This window comes from Candidatus Propionivibrio aalborgensis, from assembly GCF_900089945.1.
GTDB classification, from domain to species: domain Bacteria; phylum Pseudomonadota; class Gammaproteobacteria; order Burkholderiales; family Rhodocyclaceae; genus Propionivibrio; species Propionivibrio aalborgensis.
The window spans coordinates 27,442-45,523 of sequence record NZ_FLQY01000012.1; the positions used below are offsets into that span (position 1 = coordinate 27,442).

The 18,082-nt window shown below is 57.0% G+C and carries 17 protein-coding genes and 1 tRNA gene; 5 read left to right on the forward strand and 13 right to left on the reverse strand.

Going from position 1 to position 18,082, the window contains the following annotated elements; translation table 11 throughout:
* Window positions 1-72 precede the first annotated feature (72 nt).
* Both rraA and aceA read left to right on the forward strand, forming a co-directional pair.
* Entirely contained in the window at window positions 73-567 is a 495-nt protein-coding gene (gene rraA / locus PROAA_RS01075) for a ribonuclease E activity regulator RraA (RefSeq protein ID WP_186409565.1), read from the forward strand.
* 249 nt (window positions 568-816) lie between these two features.
* On the forward strand, window positions 817-2,115 hold the full coding sequence (gene aceA, locus PROAA_RS01080; RefSeq protein ID WP_186409539.1) for an isocitrate lyase: 1,299 nt from the start codon (window positions 817-819) through the stop codon (window positions 2,113-2,115).
* Window positions 2,116-2,209: 94 nt separating this feature from the next.
* Here aceA and PROAA_RS01085 read toward each other — a convergent pair whose 3' ends face one another.
* Entirely contained in the window at window positions 2,210-2,701 is a 492-nt protein-coding gene (locus tag PROAA_RS01085) for a flavodoxin family protein (RefSeq protein ID WP_186409540.1), read from the reverse strand.
* 192 nt (window positions 2,702-2,893) lie between these two features.
* Window positions 2,894-2,981: transfer RNA gene (locus PROAA_RS01090), tRNA-Ser, on the reverse strand.
* Window positions 2,982-3,016: 35 nt separating this feature from the next.
* Here PROAA_RS01090 and mltF point away from each other — a divergent pair.
* Window positions 3,017-4,417 carry a membrane-bound lytic murein transglycosylase MltF gene (gene mltF / locus PROAA_RS01095; protein WP_186409541.1) on the forward strand — a complete coding sequence of 467 codons (1,401 nt, stop codon included), beginning with the start codon at window positions 3,017-3,019 and terminating at the stop codon, window positions 4,415-4,417.
* Window positions 4,418-4,430: 13 nt separating this feature from the next.
* Here mltF and serS read toward each other — a convergent pair whose 3' ends face one another.
* The 5 genes from serS to PROAA_RS01120 all read right to left on the reverse strand — a co-directional run bounded on the left by serS (window position 4,431) and on the right by PROAA_RS01120 (window position 10,833).
* On the reverse strand, window positions 4,431-5,717 hold the full coding sequence (gene serS / locus PROAA_RS01100; protein ID WP_186409542.1) for a serine--tRNA ligase: 1,287 nt from the start codon (window positions 5,715-5,717) through the stop codon (window positions 4,431-4,433).
* 1 nt (window position 5,718) lies between these two features.
* On the reverse strand, window positions 5,719-7,053 hold the full coding sequence (locus tag PROAA_RS01105; protein ID WP_186409543.1) for a replication-associated recombination protein A: 1,335 nt from the start codon (window positions 7,051-7,053) through the stop codon (window positions 5,719-5,721).
* Window positions 7,046-7,711: an outer membrane lipoprotein periplasmic chaperone LolA gene (gene lolA / locus PROAA_RS01110; RefSeq protein WP_186409544.1), complete on the reverse strand. Its 666-nt coding sequence runs from the start codon at window positions 7,709-7,711 to the stop codon at window positions 7,046-7,048. Before lolA ends, PROAA_RS01105 begins: the two co-directional genes overlap by 8 nt.
* A 33-nt stretch (window positions 7,712-7,744) precedes the next feature.
* Entirely contained in the window at window positions 7,745-10,084 is a 2,340-nt protein-coding gene (locus PROAA_RS01115; RefSeq protein WP_186409545.1) for a DNA translocase FtsK, read from the reverse strand.
* Between the two features lie 74 nt (window positions 10,085-10,158).
* Window positions 10,159-10,833 carry a Crp/Fnr family transcriptional regulator gene (locus PROAA_RS01120; protein ID WP_186409546.1) on the reverse strand — a complete coding sequence of 225 codons (675 nt, stop codon included), beginning with the start codon at window positions 10,831-10,833 and terminating at the stop codon, window positions 10,159-10,161.
* 146 nt (window positions 10,834-10,979) lie between these two features.
* Between PROAA_RS01120 and trxB the strand changes: the two genes are divergently transcribed.
* Both trxB and PROAA_RS01130 read left to right on the forward strand, forming a co-directional pair.
* Window positions 10,980-11,939, forward strand: coding sequence for a thioredoxin-disulfide reductase (trxB, locus tag PROAA_RS01125; RefSeq protein ID WP_186409547.1), 960 nt, complete (start codon window positions 10,980-10,982; stop codon window positions 11,937-11,939).
* 107 nt (window positions 11,940-12,046) lie between these two features.
* A complete protein-coding gene (locus PROAA_RS01130; RefSeq protein ID WP_186409548.1) occupies window positions 12,047-12,604 on the forward strand; it encodes a Smr/MutS family protein in 558 nt (185 codons plus the stop codon).
* Window positions 12,605-12,737: 133 nt separating this feature from the next.
* Here PROAA_RS01130 and PROAA_RS01135 read toward each other — a convergent pair whose 3' ends face one another.
* The 6 genes from PROAA_RS01135 to rfaD form a co-directional block, all read right to left on the reverse strand.
* Window positions 12,738-13,076: a P-II family nitrogen regulator gene (locus tag PROAA_RS01135; RefSeq protein WP_186409549.1), complete on the reverse strand. Its 339-nt coding sequence runs from the start codon at window positions 13,074-13,076 to the stop codon at window positions 12,738-12,740.
* Between the two features lie 60 nt (window positions 13,077-13,136).
* The gene (locus tag PROAA_RS01140; RefSeq protein ID WP_186409550.1) at window positions 13,137-14,747 is read right to left on the reverse strand and encodes an NAD+ synthase; all 1,611 of its coding nucleotides are present in this window, start codon (window positions 14,745-14,747) and stop codon (window positions 13,137-13,139) included.
* Between the two features lie 239 nt (window positions 14,748-14,986).
* The gene (locus PROAA_RS01145) at window positions 14,987-15,244 is read right to left on the reverse strand and encodes a hypothetical protein (protein ID WP_186409551.1); all 258 of its coding nucleotides are present in this window, start codon (window positions 15,242-15,244) and stop codon (window positions 14,987-14,989) included.
* A 139-nt stretch (window positions 15,245-15,383) separates the two neighbouring features.
* Window positions 15,384-16,172, reverse strand: a complete 789-nt coding sequence (locus PROAA_RS01150) for a 3'-5' exonuclease (protein ID WP_186409552.1) — start codon at window positions 16,170-16,172, stop codon at window positions 15,384-15,386.
* Window positions 16,173-16,188: 16 nt separating this feature from the next.
* Window positions 16,189-17,088: a cysteine synthase CysM gene (gene cysM, locus PROAA_RS01155; RefSeq protein ID WP_186409553.1), complete on the reverse strand. Its 900-nt coding sequence runs from the start codon at window positions 17,086-17,088 to the stop codon at window positions 16,189-16,191.
* Window positions 17,081-18,076 (reverse strand): ADP-glyceromanno-heptose 6-epimerase, encoded by a 996-nt coding sequence (gene rfaD, locus PROAA_RS01160; protein ID WP_186409554.1) that lies wholly within the window; start codon window positions 18,074-18,076, stop codon window positions 17,081-17,083. Before rfaD ends, cysM begins: the two co-directional genes overlap by 8 nt.
* Between the last annotated feature and the right edge of the window lie 6 nt (window positions 18,077-18,082).

The window sequence follows — 18,082 nt, forward strand, 5'->3', positions numbered from 1 at the left end:
AGCCTGGACAAGGCGCTCTCCTCAGGGCTTTCTTATCGCCCCCAAGTATTTTGTTTTCATTCAGGCCCCCCCATGAGTCTCAAAACCCCCGACCTTCTCGATTCCAACGAAGAGCAGACCCTTGCAGGCGCCGTGCGTGTTGTCGCTCCAATGTTCCAGCGTTACGGCGCTCGAACTTCGTTCAGTGGCCAGATCGTCACGCTCAAGCTGTTTGAAGATAACTCGCTGGTGCGCGAGGCATTCGCTGAAGCTGGAAACGGAAAGGTGCTGGTGATTGATGGGGGTGGTTCAACGCGCTGCGCGTTGGTCGGCGATCAGTTGGCGATCCTCGCACACAAAAACGGTTGGGAAGGCGCGATCGTCTTCGGCTGTATCCGGGATTCTGGTGATATCAACCTGATCGACATTGGCGTTCGTGCCCTCAATACCCACCCTCTGAAAAGCATCAAGAAGGGCGTTGGCGACCGCAACATCGACATCACCTTCGGCGGTGTCACCTTCAAGCCGGGCGAATGGATTTACGCTGATGAGGACGGCGTGATCGTCTCATCGTCGGCGCTGACTTAAGACCTTCTTGCAGCAATTCCCGAACGATCGCCTCCAACTTGATTCGGCAGGATCAAGTCGCACGCCTGACCAAAAATTATCGCGAGCGGCAAATATCTTATGTCTTATATAAGACTATTGATGCTGAAGCAAAAGCGCTCTATAATTGTTCGTATAGACTGCTCGGAATAGTGAATCATCCATAGACAAGACTTGCAGTCTGTTTTTCTCGAATTCCGGTCATGTTTCTAATCTTTTGGGAGATCAATTATGAGCACACGTGAACAACAAATCGCCGAACTTGAAAAAGACTGGGCTGAAAACCCACGTTGGAAGGGAATCAAGCGAGGCTACTCAGCGGCTGATGTTGTCCGTTTGCGTGGCTCCTTCCCGATCGAATACACCATAGCCCGTCAAGGCGCCGAGAAGTTGTGGAACCTCGTCAACAGCGAACCTTACGTCAATTGCCTCGGCGCATTGACCGGAGGCCAGGCCATGCAACAGGTCAAGGCAGGTGTAAAAGCCATCTACCTGTCCGGCTGGCAAGTTGCCGCGGACAACAACGGTTATGCCGCGATGTATCCCGATCAGTCGCTGTACCCCGTCGACTCCGTCCCGAAGGTTGTCGAGCGCATCAATAACTCATTCCGTCGCGCCGACGAGATTCAGTTCTCCAAGAACATTAACGCTGGAGACAAAGGCTACGTTGATTATTTCGCGCCGATCGTTGCCGATGCTGAAGCCGGATTCGGCGGCGTGCTCAACGCTTTCGAGCTGATGAAAGCCATGATCCGCGCTGGCGCTGGCGGCGTTCACTGGGAAGACCAGCTGGCCTCGGTCAAGAAGTGCGGCCATATGGGCGGCAAGGTTCTGGTGCCAACCCAGGAAGCGGTCCAGAAACTGATTGCCGCACGTTTTGCTGCTGACGTCTGTGGCGTACCGACGCTGGTTATCGCCCGTACCGATGCCGAAGCTGCCGACCTGCTGACCTCCGACTATGACGAGAACGACAAGCCCTTCGTCACCGGCGAGCGCACAGCGGAAGGCTTTTACAAAACGAAAAAAGGCCTGGAGCAGGCTATCTCCCGCGCCGTGGCCTATGCGGCCTACGCCGACCTCGTATGGTGCGAAACGGGCACACCGGATCTGGAGTTTGCCCGGAAATTCGCCGAGGGCGTACATGCCAAGTTCCCGGGGAAGATGCTTGCCTACAACTGCTCGCCTTCGTTCAACTGGAAGAAGAATCTGGACGACGCCACCATCGCCAAATTCCAGAAAGAACTCGGCGCCATGGGCTACAAGTACCAGTTCATCACCCTCGCCGGCATCCACAACATGTGGTACCACATGTTCGATCTGTCGCAAGACTATGTAAAACGCGGCATGACGGCCTACGTCGAAAAGGTTCAGGAACCCGAGTTTGCGGCGCGTGATCGTGGTTACACCTTCGTATCGCACCAGCAGGAAGTCGGTACCGGCTATTTCGACGAAGTCACCACCGTTATCCAGGGCGGAGTCTCATCGGTCACCGCACTAACCGGCTCGACAGAAGAAGAGCAGTTTCACTGATCTGACTCGATCAAAAAAGCCGCCAGCAGGCGGCTTTTTTTTGCCCCAACGCCACGCTTGCTTCGGTTTGTGGACGGCGGAATTGTCCGTGCGATCAGAACACGCCTATCGCTAGTCCCGTAGCGAACGCTGCTCCAAGTTCCCTGCAGCGATCAAGATCAGGCGGGCTGATGGTTTTGCGCGAAAGTATGGTTTCCGGAGATTGCGCGTGTGTGCAAACGATCAGAGCTTCGGCTGTACGTCGCAGTCGCCATCCGGTAGCGATGCGGTCAATCTGTCGCACGGCGTTTTGCCCATCGCTGCCTGCACAGACCAGGACGGCATAAGGCCGACCGTTGATCCGATTGAGCGCAGGGTAATAGCAGCGATCAAAGAAATCCTTCATCAGCCCCGAAATAGCCGCGAGATTCTCCGGCGTTGCGAACACGTAACCGTCGGCGTTGATGACATCCGCCGCCAAAGCGGCCGATGCATGGAGTAGTCGCGTCGTCACTCCATCTTCAAGCTTGGCACCCATGACCAGCGCACGCACCATTTGCTCGGTGCCGCCGGTCATCGAGTTATATACAACGAGTAGCGTTTTCATCTCGGGTGCCCGCATAAAAGGGGATCACACGTCTCGCCGGATCCACAGAAGAAGAACAGCCCGTCGATAGTGCATGACCGAGTTCTTGTGTCAGGATAGACCATTCAAGCGCACAATGAACGGTATCTGCGATGGCAAATAATACGGCAAAGCACTTCGTGCGGCGCTTGGATACGAAGGTGGCTTGGCATCTGGCGGAGAGGGAGGGATTCGAACCCTCGGTACCTTGCAGTACGCCTGATTTCGAGTCAGGTACAATCGACCACTCTGCCACCTCTCCGTCAGGGGCGGGAGTTTAGCACAACTCGACAGCCTATGCGCCTGATCCTTCTTCTTCTCGCCGTCATTGCTGGCGGCTGCGGCGATAGCACTCGGCAGCCTCTCGAAAGTACCAAAAAGCTTGTCGTCCTCACCCGAGTGGGTTCAACCACCTACTCGGTTGATGAAACGAATGGCGCCACGGGCTTTGACTACGACCTGGTCCGCATGTTCGCCAAGGAACTGGGTCTGAAGATCCGTATTGTTGTTGCCGCCAGCGACAGTGACATACTGCTACGACTCAAAAACGGCGAAGCGCACATGGCAGCCGCGTGGCAGTCGCCGGTTGACGATCCGGAGATTCACAGCAGCACGCCTTACTTCCAGGACTATGACGTGCTGGTCTCCCACGAAGCGGCATTGCCATTGACCGGCATCGAGCAACTGGCCAACAAGACCATACATGTTGTTTCCGGTTCGCGGCAGGAGGAGGCGTTACGCGAACTGAGTAGTGAATTTCCAGAAATGATCATCGTCGGCAGTCATAAACGCCGTGAGCTCGACTTGCTGGAAGGCGTCGCAACCCAACGCTTGGAGGCGACCCTAGTCAATAACGCAGCATTCAATATTGGGAACAATTTCTACCCGGAATTGCAGGACGCGCTGAAGATCGACGCAGCCCGACCGATAGTCTGGCTGTTTTCACCGGGTGTTGATCCTGAACTGATTGCCCGAGCCGACGCTTTTCTGGAGCGCACGCAGAAGAATGGCGAAATGGATCGCTTGAAAGACCGTTATTTCGGGCATGTCAAGCGGCTCACCGAGGCCGACAGCATTCGTTTCATCGAGCGCATGCACTCTGTTCTCAAGCCCTATCGCCCCCTTTTTCAAGAGGCTCAGACGCGAACAGGAATCGACTGGCGGCTGCTGGCGGCGGTCGCCTACCAGGAATCCCAGTGGGATCCGCTGGCGACCAGTCCAACCGGCGTGCGCGGCATAATGATGCTGACCGAGGATACTGCCGACCTGCTGGGCGTCAGCAACCGGCTCGATGCAGCGCAAAGCATCAGTGCCGGAGCCCAGTACATCCGTGACCTGCGCGAGGCGCTCCCGGCGAGCATTGCCGAACCCGATCGTTTATGGCTGGCGCTTGCCGCCTACAATCTGGGCATGGGTCACCTGAACGCCGCCCGTTACATTGCCAAGACGCTAAAGGCCAACCCGGATTCCTGGTATGCCATGAAGAAGGTCCTCCCCTTGCTCGGACTTCCTCAGTACTACAGCCGGCTAAAATCCGGCAAGGGGCGTGGCGGAGAAGCCGTCATCATGGTTGAGAACATCCGCGTCTTCACCGACATACTTGATCGCTACGAACCAGCTTACAATCCATTGGAACACGTATCTGTCATTGGAAGCAGGCAACAGAAACTGCGAACAGAACAACCGGTAACGCCATAACGATCCGAGCGGCTTACTTTTGCGCCGCGATTTTTTCCAGGCCGCCAAGATACGAACGCAAGACAGCGGGCACGGAAATGCTGCCGTCGGCATTCTGGTAGTTCTCCATGATGGCGACCAAGGTGCGCCCAACGGCAAGGCCCGAACCATTGAGCGTGTGCACCAGCTCGGTCTTGTTTTTTTCATTTCGGCAGCGCGCCTGCATGCGCCGCGCCTGGAAGGACTCGAAATTGGAGCAGGAAGAAATTTCGCGGTAGGTATTCTGTGCCGGCAGCCAGACTTCCAGATCGTAAGTCTTGGCCGAAGAGAAGCCCATATCGCCGGTGCATAGGGCGACGCGACGATAAGGCAAATCAAGTTTCTCAAGAATGATCTCGGCGTGACGCGTCAACTCCTCATGCGCCTCATTTGATTTGTCAGCTGCAACAATCTGCACCAGTTCAACCTTGTCGAACTGGTGCTGACGAATCATGCCGCGCGTGTCCTTGCCGTAGGAACCTGCCTCCGAGCGAAAACACGGTGTATGGCAGACCAGTCTGAGCGGCAGAGTTTCCCAAGCCAGAATTTCGTCGCGCACGATGTTGGTAACCGGAACTTCGGCGGTCGGAATCAGATACAGCGGTTCGGCATCAGGACGCAATATCTTGAACAGATCCTCCTCGAATTTTGGCAACTGGCCGGTGCCGAACAGGCTGGCGGCATTGACCAGGTAGGGTGCATAGACTTCGGTATAGCCGTGCTCTTCGCTATGCACGTCGAGCATGAACTGGGCAATGGCGCGATGCAGGCGGGCAAGCGACCCGGTCATCAGCGAGAAACGCGAGCCGGCAATCTTGGCAGCCGTGGCAAAATCGAGCAGCCCAAGTGCTTCGCCCAGATCGACGTGATCTCTGACCGTGAAATCGTAGTTGCGCGGTGTCCCCCAACGCCTCACCTCGACGTTGTCGACTTCGGATTTGCCGACCGGAACACTCTCCTGAGGTAGATTGGGAATCATCGCCACAAAGGCGTCGAAGGTCTTGAGCAAGGCGTCGAGCCGGATCTCGTTGGCATCGAGTTCTTCCTTCAGCGTGGCGACTTCGGCCAAGACGGCCGAAGCGTCCTCCCCCTTGCCCTTGAGCACGCCAATCTGCTTGGACAGGCTGTTACGGCTGGCCTGTAAGTCCTGGGTGCGCGTCTGCAGCGACTTGCGTTCGGCTTCGAGTTGCTGGAATGCGGCAATGTCAAGGGTATAACCTCGTGTTGCCAACCGTTCGGAAACAACACCTATATCGTTACGCAACAGTTGAATATCAAGCATTTCAGTCCTCTGAGTCTTTGGGAGTTCTTGTGAATTTCAGCGCATCGCGGTCAAGATCGCGCAGATGAGCAAGCTTTTCGCCCAATCTGATCTCCAGCCCACGCTCGACCGGCCGGTACCATTCGACCGGTGGCATACCTTCCGGAAAATAGTTTTCGCCGGCGGCAAAGCCCTCGGCTTCATTGTGCGCGTATCGGTAATCCTTGCCGTAGTCGAGTTCCTTCATCAGCCGCGTCGGCGCATTGCGCAAGTGAAGCGGCACCGGCCGGGAAGCATCTTTGGCAATGAATCCTCGCGCCGCATTATACGCGACGTAGGCCGCATTCGATTTGGCTGCCAGCGCCAGATAGAGCACGGCTTCGGCCAGCGCCAGTTCGCCCTCGGGTGAGCCGAGGCGTTCGTAGGTTTCGGCTGCGCTGCCAGTAATTTGTGCCGCACGCGGGTCGGCGAGGCCGATGTCTTCCCACGCCATGCGCACGATTCGCCGCGCCAGATAGCGCGGATCCGCGCCCCCGTCGAGCATGCGGCAGAACCAGTACAGCGCCGCATCGGGATTGGAGCCGCGCACCGCCTTGTGCAGAGCCGAAATCTGGTCGTAAAAGGCCTCGCCACCTTTGTCGAAGCGGCGCAGATTCTGCGCCAGTGTGTTTTCGATCAAGACGCTGTCGATTTGCGACAGATTCGCTGTGGCCGCCGCAGTACGCATCTGCTCCAGCAGATTGACCAGCCGGCGCGCATCACCGTCAGCCGCGCCGATCAAGCGCGATCGCGCATCGTCCTCAAAACTCAACCCTTGCAGGGCCTGCCGGCAGGCGCGCTCAAGCAACACGCCCAATTCATCTTCGGACAGGGGATTCAGAACATAAACCGAAGCGCGCGACAGGAGGGCAGAATTGACTTCGAACGAGGGGTTCTCGGTCGTCGCACCAACCAGCGTCAGCAGCCCGCTTTCAACGTAAGGCAGAAAGGCATCCTGTTGCGCCTTGTTGAAGCGATGGACTTCATCAACAAAAAGTATCGTCGGTCGACCGTGCCGAGCCCATGCGGCTTCAGCACTCGCTACCGCCTCCCGAATATCCTTGATCCCCGAAAATACCGCAGACAGGGCAATGAATTCGGCATCAAAGGCATCGGCCATCAGGCGTGCCAACGTCGTTTTGCCGACGCCTGGCGGTCCCCAGAGAATCAGCGAATGCAGTTTGCGCGCTTCAAACGCCAGCCTGAGAGGCTTCCCGGCGCCGAGCAGATGTTGCTGGCCGATCACCTCGTCCAGCGTCGCGGGTCTCAGCGCTTCCGCGAGGGGCACTGGATGAGGCTGTGCGAAGAGATCACTCACCTAGGACATCGACGCCCGCAGGGGCCGTAAAGCGGAAAAGCGCGGGCGATAGCGGTGGATTGCGGTCCAGATTTGAAAAGAACAAGGTTGTGACCTGTCCGAAATTGTCGAACAGCTCCATCGACTTGAGATCGTTTCCGAAAAACCCCAGCAACAATTTCTCAAAACCACTGTCCGCCGATTTCGGGATCGCCTCCAGCCATTCGAGACCCTCCCGCTCGCCGGCTTCGCGCAGGGTAAAGTTTCTCTCAAGGGCACCTTTGTCGCTCCCCTTACCATCACTCTCGCCAACAAGCAGCGCCACCGGCGAGCTGCCAAGGGCGGCGTCGAACTTCTTCACCGTCACCTGGCGCAAATCAGGATCGTAGATCCATATTTTCTTGCCATCACCGACCAGCAACTGACTATAGGGTTTTTCGATCTGCCAGCGGAATTTTCCGGGTCGCGAGAACATCATCACGCCGGTCGACTGCTGCGGCCTTTTGCCATTTTTGGCGACTACGATCTGCGCAAAATCGGCGCGCATGCTCTTCGTTGTTTCAAAGAAGGCGTGCAGCTTGTCGATGGCACCGGCATGGGCTTTATTTATCAACAGCAAACCACAGAGGCACAGAGACACAGACAAGAGCGAGATGGACCAATTCTTAGTGTATTGCATCTGTTATTCGTCTCTGTGGTGAGCTGACTCTTGTCATTCCTGCGTCTTTCGCGCAATGACTTCGCGGCCACCGCGCCCATCCATGGCCGATACCAGCCCGGATTTCTCCATGGCTTCGATCAGGCGCGCCGAGCGATTGTAGCCAATGCGCAAATGGCGCTGAACCAGCGAGATCGAAGCGCGGCGGTTCTTGAGAACGATCTCTACAGCCTGATCGTACAGCGCGTCGGATTCGCCATCGCCGCCATTTCCATTGCCGTTGCCACCATCGCTCGCCTCGTCGCTGTCATCGTCAACACCGGCGCCTGACAGCACGCCTTCGACGTAGTCCGGCGCACCGGCGCGCTTCAGGTAATCGACAACGTGGTGTACTTCATCGTCGGCCACAAAAGCGCCATGCACGCGCGTCGGATACCCGGTTCCCGGTGCAAGGAAAAGCATATCGCCCTGACCCAGCAGTGCCTCGGCGCCCATCTGGTCGAGAATGGTGCGCGAGTCGATTTTCGATGACACCTGGAATGACATTCGCGTGGGTATGTTGGCCTTGATCAGGCCGGTAATCACGTCGACCGAAGGTCGCTGTGTCGCGAGAATCAGATGGATGCCCGACGCACGTGCCTTCTGGGCGAGTCGTGCAATCAACTGCTCGACCTTCTTGCCGGCGACCATCATCAGATCAGCCAGTTCGTCGATGACCACGACGATGTTCGGCATTGAAATCAAAGGCTCAGGCGATTCCGGCGTCAGCGAAAATGGATTCGTCAACTTGTTCCCGGCCTTCTCCGCATCCTTGATGCGATGGTTGAGCCCGGCAATATTGCGCACGCCCATGGCCGACATCAGCTTGTAACGTTTTTCCATTTCCGCCACGCACCAGTTGAGCGCATTGGCCGCCTGTTTCATATCCACCACCACCGGCGCCAGCAGATGCGGGATGCCTTCGTAGATGGACAGTTCGAGCATTTTCGGGTCGACCAGAATCAAACGCACCTTGTCCGGTTCGGATTTGTACAGCAGCGAAAGAATCATCGCATTGATTCCGACCGACTTGCCCGACCCGGTCGTTCCGGCGACCAGCAAATGCGGCATCTTGGCCAGATCGACAACTACCGGATGACCGCCGATATCCTTGCCCAGCGTCATGGCCAGCGGCGATGACATATCGTGATAGGCACTGCTCGAAATAATCTCGGAAAGCCGAACGATCTGCCGCTTGGCGTTCGGAAGCTCAAGCGCCATGCACGATTTTCCGGGTACCGTCTCGACGACCCGGATTGAAACCATGGACAGAGCACGCGCCATATCCTTGGCCAGATTGACGATCTGAGCACCCTTGACCCCGACCGCCGGCTCGATCTCGTAACGCGTGATTACCGGTCCCGGATACGCGGCGAGCACCCTGGCCTGAACACCAAAGTCGGCGAGCTTGCGTTCGATCAGGCGCGACGTGTACTCGAGACTCTCGCTACTGACATGGTCGGTGTGGGATTCGGCTTGTTCGAGCAAATGCAGTGGGGGCAGCAGGCCGCCAACAACTGCCTCGGGGAAGAGCGGTACCTGACGCTCGCGTTCGATCCGCTTTTCGACCTTGGCCGGCAGCGGGGCCGCCGGCTCAGGCGCTTCGATATATATCGGCCCATGGCCTTCCACCCGACGTTTCTCGTCGTCAACCACTGCTTCGCGCTCGCGCGCCACCTCACGTCCAATGCGTCTGTCCTGCCAGCGCTCGATCAAGTCGCGAACCGCGCCGTAAGTAGTTTCAAGCAAGCTGCCAAAACGTTCGGCAGCCGAAAGCCACGACATTCCGGAAAATATGCTCCAACCAAGCCCCAGCGCTGCAAGCAAAGTCAGCGTGGCACCGGTATAGCCAAGATAACGCACTGCCGCATTACCGATTTCGATACCCAGCATTCCGCCGGCACCGTGTTCGAGCGGCAACTGAACCGTGAGCGTGTAAAAACGCAAGTTCTCAAGTGCGCAACTGGCCAGGATAAAAACTACAAAGCCGGCCAGCGCGATATAGAAAGGGCGCCGATCCGTCGTACGCAGACCGTCAAGCCGACGATAGCCCCACCAGACAACGGCAACCAGGAAGACGATCCACCACCAGGCTGATAGACCAAAGACATAAAGCAGCAAATCGGCGATCCAGGCGCCGCCACGACCCGCCGGATTGTGAAGTGCCCCTCCATGCACAGCATGCGACCAGCCGGGATCATCCCGCTGGTAGCCCCACAAGGCCAAGCCAAGAAATGCGGCAAGGACAACCAGCGCCAGCCAGCGCGATTCCTGCAATATGGCGGCAATCTTTTCCGGTAGCGGGCTGGGCGGATTGGAAGCCCGATCAATCCTGTTCTTGAGCAGCGAAGCCATCGATATCAGTAGAAACTGGACAAACGAGGATTATAGCCGGCTGCAGGCAACAACCGGAGCGGTTCGACCAATGTTCAGTCCTCGTTGAGGACGATCCGTCCCGCTTCGACACGGATGTAACCGCTACGCTCCAGATCCTTCATTACGCGACTGACCATTTCGCGGGATGCCCCCACCATCTTGGCCATATCCTGTTTTGTTATCTTGCGCCGAATTGTGCGAATGCCGTTTTCCTTCTCGGAAAGATCGAGCAGCAGCTTGGCCACCCGGCCATAAACATCCATCAGTGCCAGACTCTCGATCTTTCGGTTTGCCTCGCGCAATCGCAGCACTAGGCTCTTCATGATGTTCAGACAGAGATCAAGGTTTTCTGCCAAGGCTTTCATCAGATCGGACTTGGCAATGACCAGCAGCTCGCAGGCTTCGTTGGCGACAACGTCTGCCGAGCGCGGAGACCCGTCGATCAAACCCATCTCTCCAAAGCATTCACCTTCGTTCAGAAAGCACAGAATGACCTCGTTGCCCTCGGGGTCCCGATTCATCACTTTCGCACTTCCGCTTACAATGACGAACAGTGAGTCCGTACTGTCACCGACATAGACAATGGTCGTATTTCGTGCCACTTTGCGACTCACTGCCATTCTGGAAATCTGTTCGAGTTGCGCATCCGGCAAGCCCGCAAACATGGGAATACTCTGCAACAAAGTCAGTCCTGACTTCGCACCCGCCTTCTGCTGTTTTGCCTGCATGATTGCTCCTTCCGTTTGAGCAATTATTTCAATAGGTTGCGTTGGAATTATAAGACACTTTATGGGATTGGTAGCAATTCACCCCGAATTGGATCGAGCATTGCCGGTTATAATTTTCCTCTCGCTTAGCCTCGAATGGAATGGAAATGACCCTCACTCCGCGCCACTGCCGCCTTCTTATACTCGGTTCCGGGCCTGCCGGCTACACGGCAGCCGTTTACGCCGCCCGCGCCAACCTCAAACCCGTGCTGATTACCGGAATGGCCCAGGGTGGCCAATTGATGACAACCACCGACGTCGATAACTGGCCAGCCGACGCCCAGGGCGTACAGGGACCGGAATTGATGCAGCGCTTCGAAGAACACGCCAAGCGCTTCGAAACCGAGATCATTTTTGACCACATCCATACGGCCAAGCTGACCGAGAAGCCCTTCACGCTAATGGGCGACGCGGGAACCTACACCTGCGATGCACTGATTATTTCTACCGGTGCTTCGGCGCAGTACCTCGGCCTGCCTTCGGAGGAAGCGTTTTCCGGCCGAGGTGTTTCCGCTTGCGCCACCTGTGACGGCTTCTTCTACCGGAACCAGCCGGTGGCCGTTATTGGCGGCGGCAATACTGCTGTCGAGGAAGCGCTCTATCTGGCCAATATCGCCAGTCACGTGACGCTCGTGCATCGGCGCGACAAGCTGCGCGGAGAAAAGATTCTGCAGGACAAACTCTTTGAGAAAGAAAAAGCCGGAAAAGTCACCATCAAATGGAACAACACGCTCGACGAGGTACTCGGCGACAAATCAGGGGTTACGGGAATCCGCATCAAGAGTACGCTGAACGGCGCCTGCGAAGATATCGCGCTGATGGGCGTATTCATCGCCATCGGCCATAAGCCGAATACGGACCTTTTCGTCGGGCAACTGGAGATGGAAGGCGGCTACATCATTACCGAGTGTGGCAGCAAGGGGAATGCAACGGCGACTTCGATCCCCGGTGTCTTCGCTGCCGGCGACGTGCAGGATCACATTTACCGACAAGCCTGCACCTCGGCCGGCACCGGCTGCATGGCCGCACTCGACGCCGAACGCTATCTCGACAGTCTTGAGAACTGAGAGCCACAAAGCGCAAGAAATACGGGGATTGCCAGGATAGACAGCCAGGCTTTCCCGGTGTGCTCAGGATGCTTTGTGGTGGATATTCTGTTCACTAGTCAATTCCGATGACTCAACGCCGCCAACCGACCCCGGAAGATCTGGCCGCCTTTCGTGCTGCGGTCGATGGCGCTGTCCCCTTGCGCGTACCTGAGCGTGTTGCTTTTGAACCGCCCAAGCCCAGTCCGCGTCCGCGCCAAAGGGAGCTCGATGAGGCGGCAGCCGTCACCGAATCCCTGTACGGCCCGTTTGAAATCGACGATCTGCTGGCCATCGGCGATGCCGACTCCTACCTGCGCACGGGGCTGCCGCGCAACGTTCTACGCGATTTGCGCCGCGGCCGCTGGTCGATCCAGAATCACACCGACCTGCACGGCCTCAACCGACACGAGGCACATGAAGAAGTTTCGCGCTTTCTTGCTGAATCACACAGCTCCGGCAAACGATGCCTGCGCATTGTGCATGGTCGCGGACACGGCTCCCCCGGCCGGGAGGGCATCCTGCGTCAACTGGTCAAATCGTGGCTCGCGCGTCGCAAGGATGTTTTGGCCTTCTGCCACGCCCCGCCCTGCGACGGCGGCGAAGGTGCGTTGTGGGTGTTGCTCAAGGCAGATTTTCGGGGCTGAGAATCGGCTGAGAATCGGAATAATCGCTTGGGGATGGCGTAGTTTTCGAAAGGTATGCCGGCTTATACTCCTGCCGGCCGAACCAAAAACGGCTCGCGAATTTGCGAGCCGTCTGTGTCGAACGGGAGGAAAATCAAACGGCTGATTCGCCCGTCTCGCCGGTACGAATACGTACAACCTGTTCAACGGGAGAGACGAAGATCTTGCCGTCACCGATCTTGCCGGTGCGTGCGGCTTTGATGATTGATTCAATGGCGCCTTCGACCGCATCATCCGCGACAACGATCTCGATCTTGACCTTGGGCAAGAAATCGACGACGTACTCTGCGCCACGATACAACTCGGTATGGCCCTTCTGACGGCCGAAGCCTTTCACTTCAGTCACTGTCAGGCCCGATACGCCAATTTCCGACAACGCTTCGCGCACCTCGTCGAGTTTGAAGGGTTTGATCACAGCCTCAATTTTTTTCATAGCAGTTTACTCCGGAAAAATCTTGCCAAATCGTACCAGAAATCGGGTTTCAGCATGAGTTCAGTACGGGTCGCGATAGCGATTCGTAATCGGATACCGCCAATCTTTGCCAAAACCTCGCTGCGTTACGCGGATACCCACCGGTGCCTGGCGTCGCTTGTACTCGCTGATCTTGAGCAGTTGTACGACACGGCACACATCGGCTTCGGCATAACCTCTGGCAATAATCTCACGCGGACTGAGGTCGTCTTCCATATACGCCTCGATGATGGCATCAAGCACATCGTAGGGCGGCAAATTGTCTTGGTCGGTCTGCCCCGGCTTCAATTCGGCCGAAGGCGCCCGCGTAATGATGCGCTCGGGAATCGCGCAGGAAACCGAATTCCGCCAGCGTGACAGACGGTAAACCAGCGTCTTGGCAATGTCCTTGATTACCGCAAACCCGCCAGCCATGTCGCCGTAGAGCGTGCAATATCCGACTGCCATCTCGGACTTGTTACCGGTCGTCAATACCAGCGACCCGGTCTTGTTCGAGAGCGCCATCAGGATCATGCCGCGAATGCGCGCTTGCAGGTTCTCTTCCGTCGTGTCGGCTGGCAAGCCGGAAAATTCTTTCTCCAGCATGCTGGCAAAGGTCTGCATCGCCGGCTCAATGGGAATTTCATCATAGCGCACGCCGAGCAGGCGAATCATCTCCCGCGAATCCGACAAACTGATCTCGGCGGTGTATGGCGAAGGCATCATCACGGCACGTACCTTGTCTGCGCCAAGTGCGTCGACTGCGATGCAAAGAGTCAACGCCGAGTCGATGCCGCCCGAAAGCCCGATGATTGCGCCCGGGAAACCATTCTTCCCGAGGTAGTCGCGCACGCCGATGACAAGCGCCCGATAAACTTCGGCTTCGACGGCCTGATCCGCAACGATAATGCCCGGCTGCGGCTCGCCATGATCGAAATCAACCATTGCCAGCGCTTCGTCGAACTTGGGCAACTGACAACACAGCACACCGCGCGAATCCATGGCAAACGACCCACCGTCGAAGACCAGTTCATCCTGACCACCGACCAGATTGGCATAAACCACCGGTAATCCGGTTGACGCGATGCGCTTCCGCAACACATCGGCTCGACGCTGCTGTTTGCCAATGTGATAGGGCGAGGCGTTGAGCACGAGAAGTATTTCGGCCCCGGATTCCCGAGCCAGATCCGCCGCCCCCGCCTCCCAGACATCGGCACAGATGTTGATGCCGCAGCGGACTCCGTTGATGTTCACGACGCAAGCGGTATCTCCGGACTCGAAATAGCGCTCCTCGTCGAAAACCTCATAGTTGGGCAAGCGCTGCTTGCAGTAAGTCGCGATGCGCACACCATTCATCAGCAAGGTGGCCGCATTGTAGCGGCACCCTTCGCGCAAAAGCGGATGTCCAACGATTACGGCAATGCCTTTGACTCTGGCTGCCAGTGCATCGAGTTCCCGTTCACAGGCCACATAAAAGTCCTCGCGCAACAACAAGTCTTCCGGCGGATAGCCGCAAAGTGCCAATTCGGGGGTAAGCAGAAGATCGGCGCCTTGAGCCTTGGCCTGTTCGGCGAAATCGAGAATCCGCGCCGCATTGCCGGTCAGATCGCCGACCGTGGCGTTGATTTGAGCAATGGCGATCTTTAGGGGCATAGGCGTAACTATAAACGATAGCGCCCGCCTAAAGAACGGACCAACGACTACTTCCTAGCCGTCAATGCCAAACCGATCCACGCATCGTGTTGCGAGGTATACGGTTATACGCAGGCAATTGCTGAGTCGACACTGCAAATCAACCAGATGGTCATGATGCATGGAAATGCGGGCTGCGCCCTGTGCCATATTCATGGCGACCGGGTCCGAAGAAAAGCACGCCCAGACCACTGTTCAGATCACATCACCAGTGTTCGCGTCACCCCATGTTCGTCGATGCCAAGCAAGCGGAAACCCGGGTGCGGGTGAAAGATCCGGCCGGTCACCGGATCCAACAGATTTTCGGACATCGCCAGCAGGGTCAGTGCCGCCATGTGGATATGGCCCAGGTAGTTGATGTTGTGAATGTTGCAGACATCCCCGGTATGCATGGCCAGTTCAACGGTCGGCAGAACGGTTTCGATCGAGTCATTGGTATTCAGGGTTAAATTCAACATGGCACTTCCCAGTATCTTTTTAGGGCGCTGGACCTCGTGAGGTTCGGGTTGGAGACAAGTCGGTCTACGGCCTCCATCGCAACAACTTTAGCAAGCCTGTCGATGTACTCACGGAAGGTACCGCCCGAGCACCGCGACATCAGCCGCCCCAAGCGGCCAGGAACTCCCGCCAGTGCGGCTTGTCGAGCCGCTCCAGCTCGCTGCGAACAAACCTGATCTCGGCATCGTATTCAGCCCGCGATAACTCGCCGCGCATCAGCCGGAAACGCAGCGACACGAGATAGGTATTCATCACATCGGTTTCGCAGTAGTCGCGAATCCCGGAAATTTCGCCGTTCTGCCAGGCCTCCCAGACCTTGCTTCCATCCATGCCGAGCTTGCCGGGGAAACCGATCAGCTTGGCGAGAGCATCCAGCGGGACGCTGGCTCGCGGCTGGTACATGGCCAACAAATCCATGAGGTCGAGATGGCGCGTGTGGTAACGGCTGATATAGTTGTTCCACTTGAACTCGCGGCTGTCGCCGTAGTCGCCGTCGCCAAGATCCCAGTAGCGCGGCGCCACAACACCGTGAATCAGCCCACGATAATGCAGCACCGGCAGGTCGAACCCTCCCCCGTTCCAGGAAACGATCTGCGGGGTAAACTTTTCGACACCGTCGAAGAAGCGTTGAATAATCTCGGCTTCGCTCTGCTCAGGCTCGGCCAGCGACCAGACGCGAATATCCTCGCCAGAACGCAATGCGCAGGAGATGACGGCGATGCGTTGCAGATGGTGTGGCAGAAAATCGTTTCCGCTCTTGACCCGACATTGCTGAAAGGCCATTTCCGCGACCTCGGCGTCCGACAATGCCGGGTCGAGATCATGCAAACGGCGCAGGCCCGGCACGTCCGGAATGGTTTCAATATCGAAGACGAGAACGGGCTTCATACGAAACTCGATGGGTTCAGGATGGAAACACGCCGGTGGACAAGTAACGATCACCACGGTCGCAAATGATCGTCACGATCGTGGCGTTCTGGATTTCACGCGCCAGCCGCAAGGAAACCACAACTGCGCCACCGGAAGAAATACCGGCAAAAATTCCCTCTTCGCGTGCCAACCGCCGTGTCATGGCCTCGGCATCCCCCTGCGCGACCGACTCAACGCGGTCCACACGCGATGGCTCAAAGAACTTCGGAAGATAGGCTTCCGGCCACTTCCGGATTCCAGGTATCTGCGAACCCTCCTCCGGTTGGCAGCCGACAATGCAGACGGCCGGATTCTGCTCCTTGAGATAACGTGAAACGCCCATGATCGTCCCCGTCGTGCCCATGCTGCTGACGAAGTGCGTAACACGCCCTTGCGTATCGCGCCAGATCTCAGGTCCGGTGCCTTCGTAGTGTGCCAGCGGATTATCCGGGTTGGCAAACTGGTCGAGAATCAACCCACTGCCTTCTTTCTGCATCTTCTCCGCCACATCGCGGGCCAACTCCATGCCGCCGCTCTTTGGTGTGAGGACAAGTTCCGCACCGAAGGCACGCATGGTCTGGCGACGTTCGATACTCTGGTTTTCCGGCATGACGAGAAGCAGGCGATAGCCGCCCATTGCCGCCGCCATCGCCAGAGCGATACCGGTATTGCCCGAGGTTGCCTCGATCAGCGTATCGCCCGGTTTGATCTCGCCACGTTGTTCGGCGCGACGGATCATCGACAACGCCGGTCTGTCCTTGACCGACCCTGCCGGGTTGTTGCCTTCAAGCTTGGCCAGGATGACGTTGCCCCTCGCCTCCAGACCCTCATCTGGCAGACGCTTCAAGCGAACCAGCGGCGTGCCGCCAACGAAATCTTCCAGCGTTTTATACACGCGCGTTCAACCATTCAACGTATTTCGCCACACCTTGCTCGACACTGGCAAACGGTGCGTCATAACCCGCCTTCCGGAGCGTGGCCAGGTCCGCCTGAGTGAAGCTCTGGTACTTGCCTCGAAGCGCTTCGGGAAAGGGTATGTATTCAATGAAGCCCAGCCTGACGAGTTCATCCAGCGACTGTGCGGGCTCACCCGCCAGCGCGCGGCAACTGTTCACGTTGGCTGCGGCCAGTTCGTTGAAGCTTTGCGCGCGTCCGGTGCCGACGTTGAATATCCCGGATTCTTCAGGGTGATCGAGGAAGTAAAGGTTCACTGCGGCCACATCGCCAACAAAAACGAAATCGCGCTTCTGCTCACCATTCGCAAAACCATTGCAGCCTTCGAACAGCCTTACCTTGTGCTCGGCACGAAACTGGTTGAAGTGGTGAAAGGCGACCGAGGCCATACGCCCTTTGTGCGATTCGCGCGGACCATAGACATTGAAATAGCGAAAACCGACGATCTGCGACGAAGCCTTCGGCAAACGCCGACGCACAATCTGATCAAAGAGGAACTTGGAATAGCCGTAAACGTTTAGCGGCGCCTCGAATGCCCGCTCTTCCCTGAATTCACTGCTTCCCCCGTAGGTCGCTGCACTTGATGCATAGAGGTATTGCACGCCCTGGTCGATGCACCAATCGAGTATCCCGAGTGAATAACGGAAATTGTTCTCCATCATGTAGCGACCGTCAGACTCCATCGTGTCGGAACACGCGCCTTCATGGAATATGGCGTCGACCTGACCGTTGAATTGCCCGCCCAGCAGTCGTGCGAGGAACTCGGTCTTGTCGATGTAATCGACGATTTCGCAATCAACCAGATTTTTGAATTTGTCGGCGCGCGTAAGATTGTCGACCGCAATAATCTGGTCTGTACCGCGCTCATTGAGCGCCTTGACGAGATTTGAGCCGATAAAACCTGCCGCGCCTGTGACAATGGTATACATAAAACG

Excerpts from the sequence above, each read along its gene's own strand:
- PROAA_RS01140 (WP_186409550.1), bottom strand. The coding sequence starts at position 14,747 with ATGCCCCTAAAGATCGCCATTGCTCAAATCAACGCCACGGTCGGCGAT.
- lolA (WP_186409544.1), bottom strand. The coding sequence starts at position 7,711 with ATGCAATACACTAAGAATTGGTCCATCTCGCTCTTGTCTGTGTCTCTG.
- serS (WP_186409542.1), bottom strand. The coding sequence starts at position 5,717 with ATGCTTGATATTCAACTGTTGCGTAACGATATAGGTGTTGTTTCCGAA.
- PROAA_RS01120 (WP_186409546.1), bottom strand. The coding sequence starts at position 10,833 with ATGCAGGCAAAACAGCAGAAGGCGGGTGCGAAGTCAGGACTGACTTTG.
- PROAA_RS01085 (WP_186409540.1), bottom strand. The coding sequence starts at position 2,701 with ATGAAAACGCTACTCGTTGTATATAACTCGATGACCGGCGGCACCGAG.
- PROAA_RS01135 (WP_186409549.1), bottom strand. The coding sequence starts at position 13,076 with ATGAAAAAAATTGAGGCTGTGATCAAACCCTTCAAACTCGACGAGGTG.
- mltF (WP_186409541.1), top strand. The coding sequence starts at position 3,017 with ATGCGCCTGATCCTTCTTCTTCTCGCCGTCATTGCTGGCGGCTGCGGC.
- PROAA_RS01130 (WP_186409548.1), top strand. The coding sequence starts at position 12,047 with ATGACTCAACGCCGCCAACCGACCCCGGAAGATCTGGCCGCCTTTCGT.
- rfaD (WP_186409554.1), bottom strand. The coding sequence starts at position 18,076 with ATGTATACCATTGTCACAGGCGCGGCAGGTTTTATCGGCTCAAATCTC.
- PROAA_RS01145 (WP_186409551.1), bottom strand. The coding sequence starts at position 15,244 with ATGTTGAATTTAACCCTGAATACCAATGACTCGATCGAAACCGTTCTG.
- PROAA_RS01115 (WP_186409545.1), bottom strand. The coding sequence starts at position 10,084 with ATGGCTTCGCTGCTCAAGAACAGGATTGATCGGGCTTCCAATCCGCCC.
- PROAA_RS01150 (WP_186409552.1), bottom strand. The coding sequence starts at position 16,172 with ATGAAGCCCGTTCTCGTCTTCGATATTGAAACCATTCCGGACGTGCCG.
- aceA (WP_186409539.1), top strand. The coding sequence starts at position 817 with ATGAGCACACGTGAACAACAAATCGCCGAACTTGAAAAAGACTGGGCT.
- trxB (WP_186409547.1), top strand. The coding sequence starts at position 10,980 with ATGACCCTCACTCCGCGCCACTGCCGCCTTCTTATACTCGGTTCCGGG.
- rraA (WP_186409565.1), top strand. The coding sequence starts at position 73 with ATGAGTCTCAAAACCCCCGACCTTCTCGATTCCAACGAAGAGCAGACC.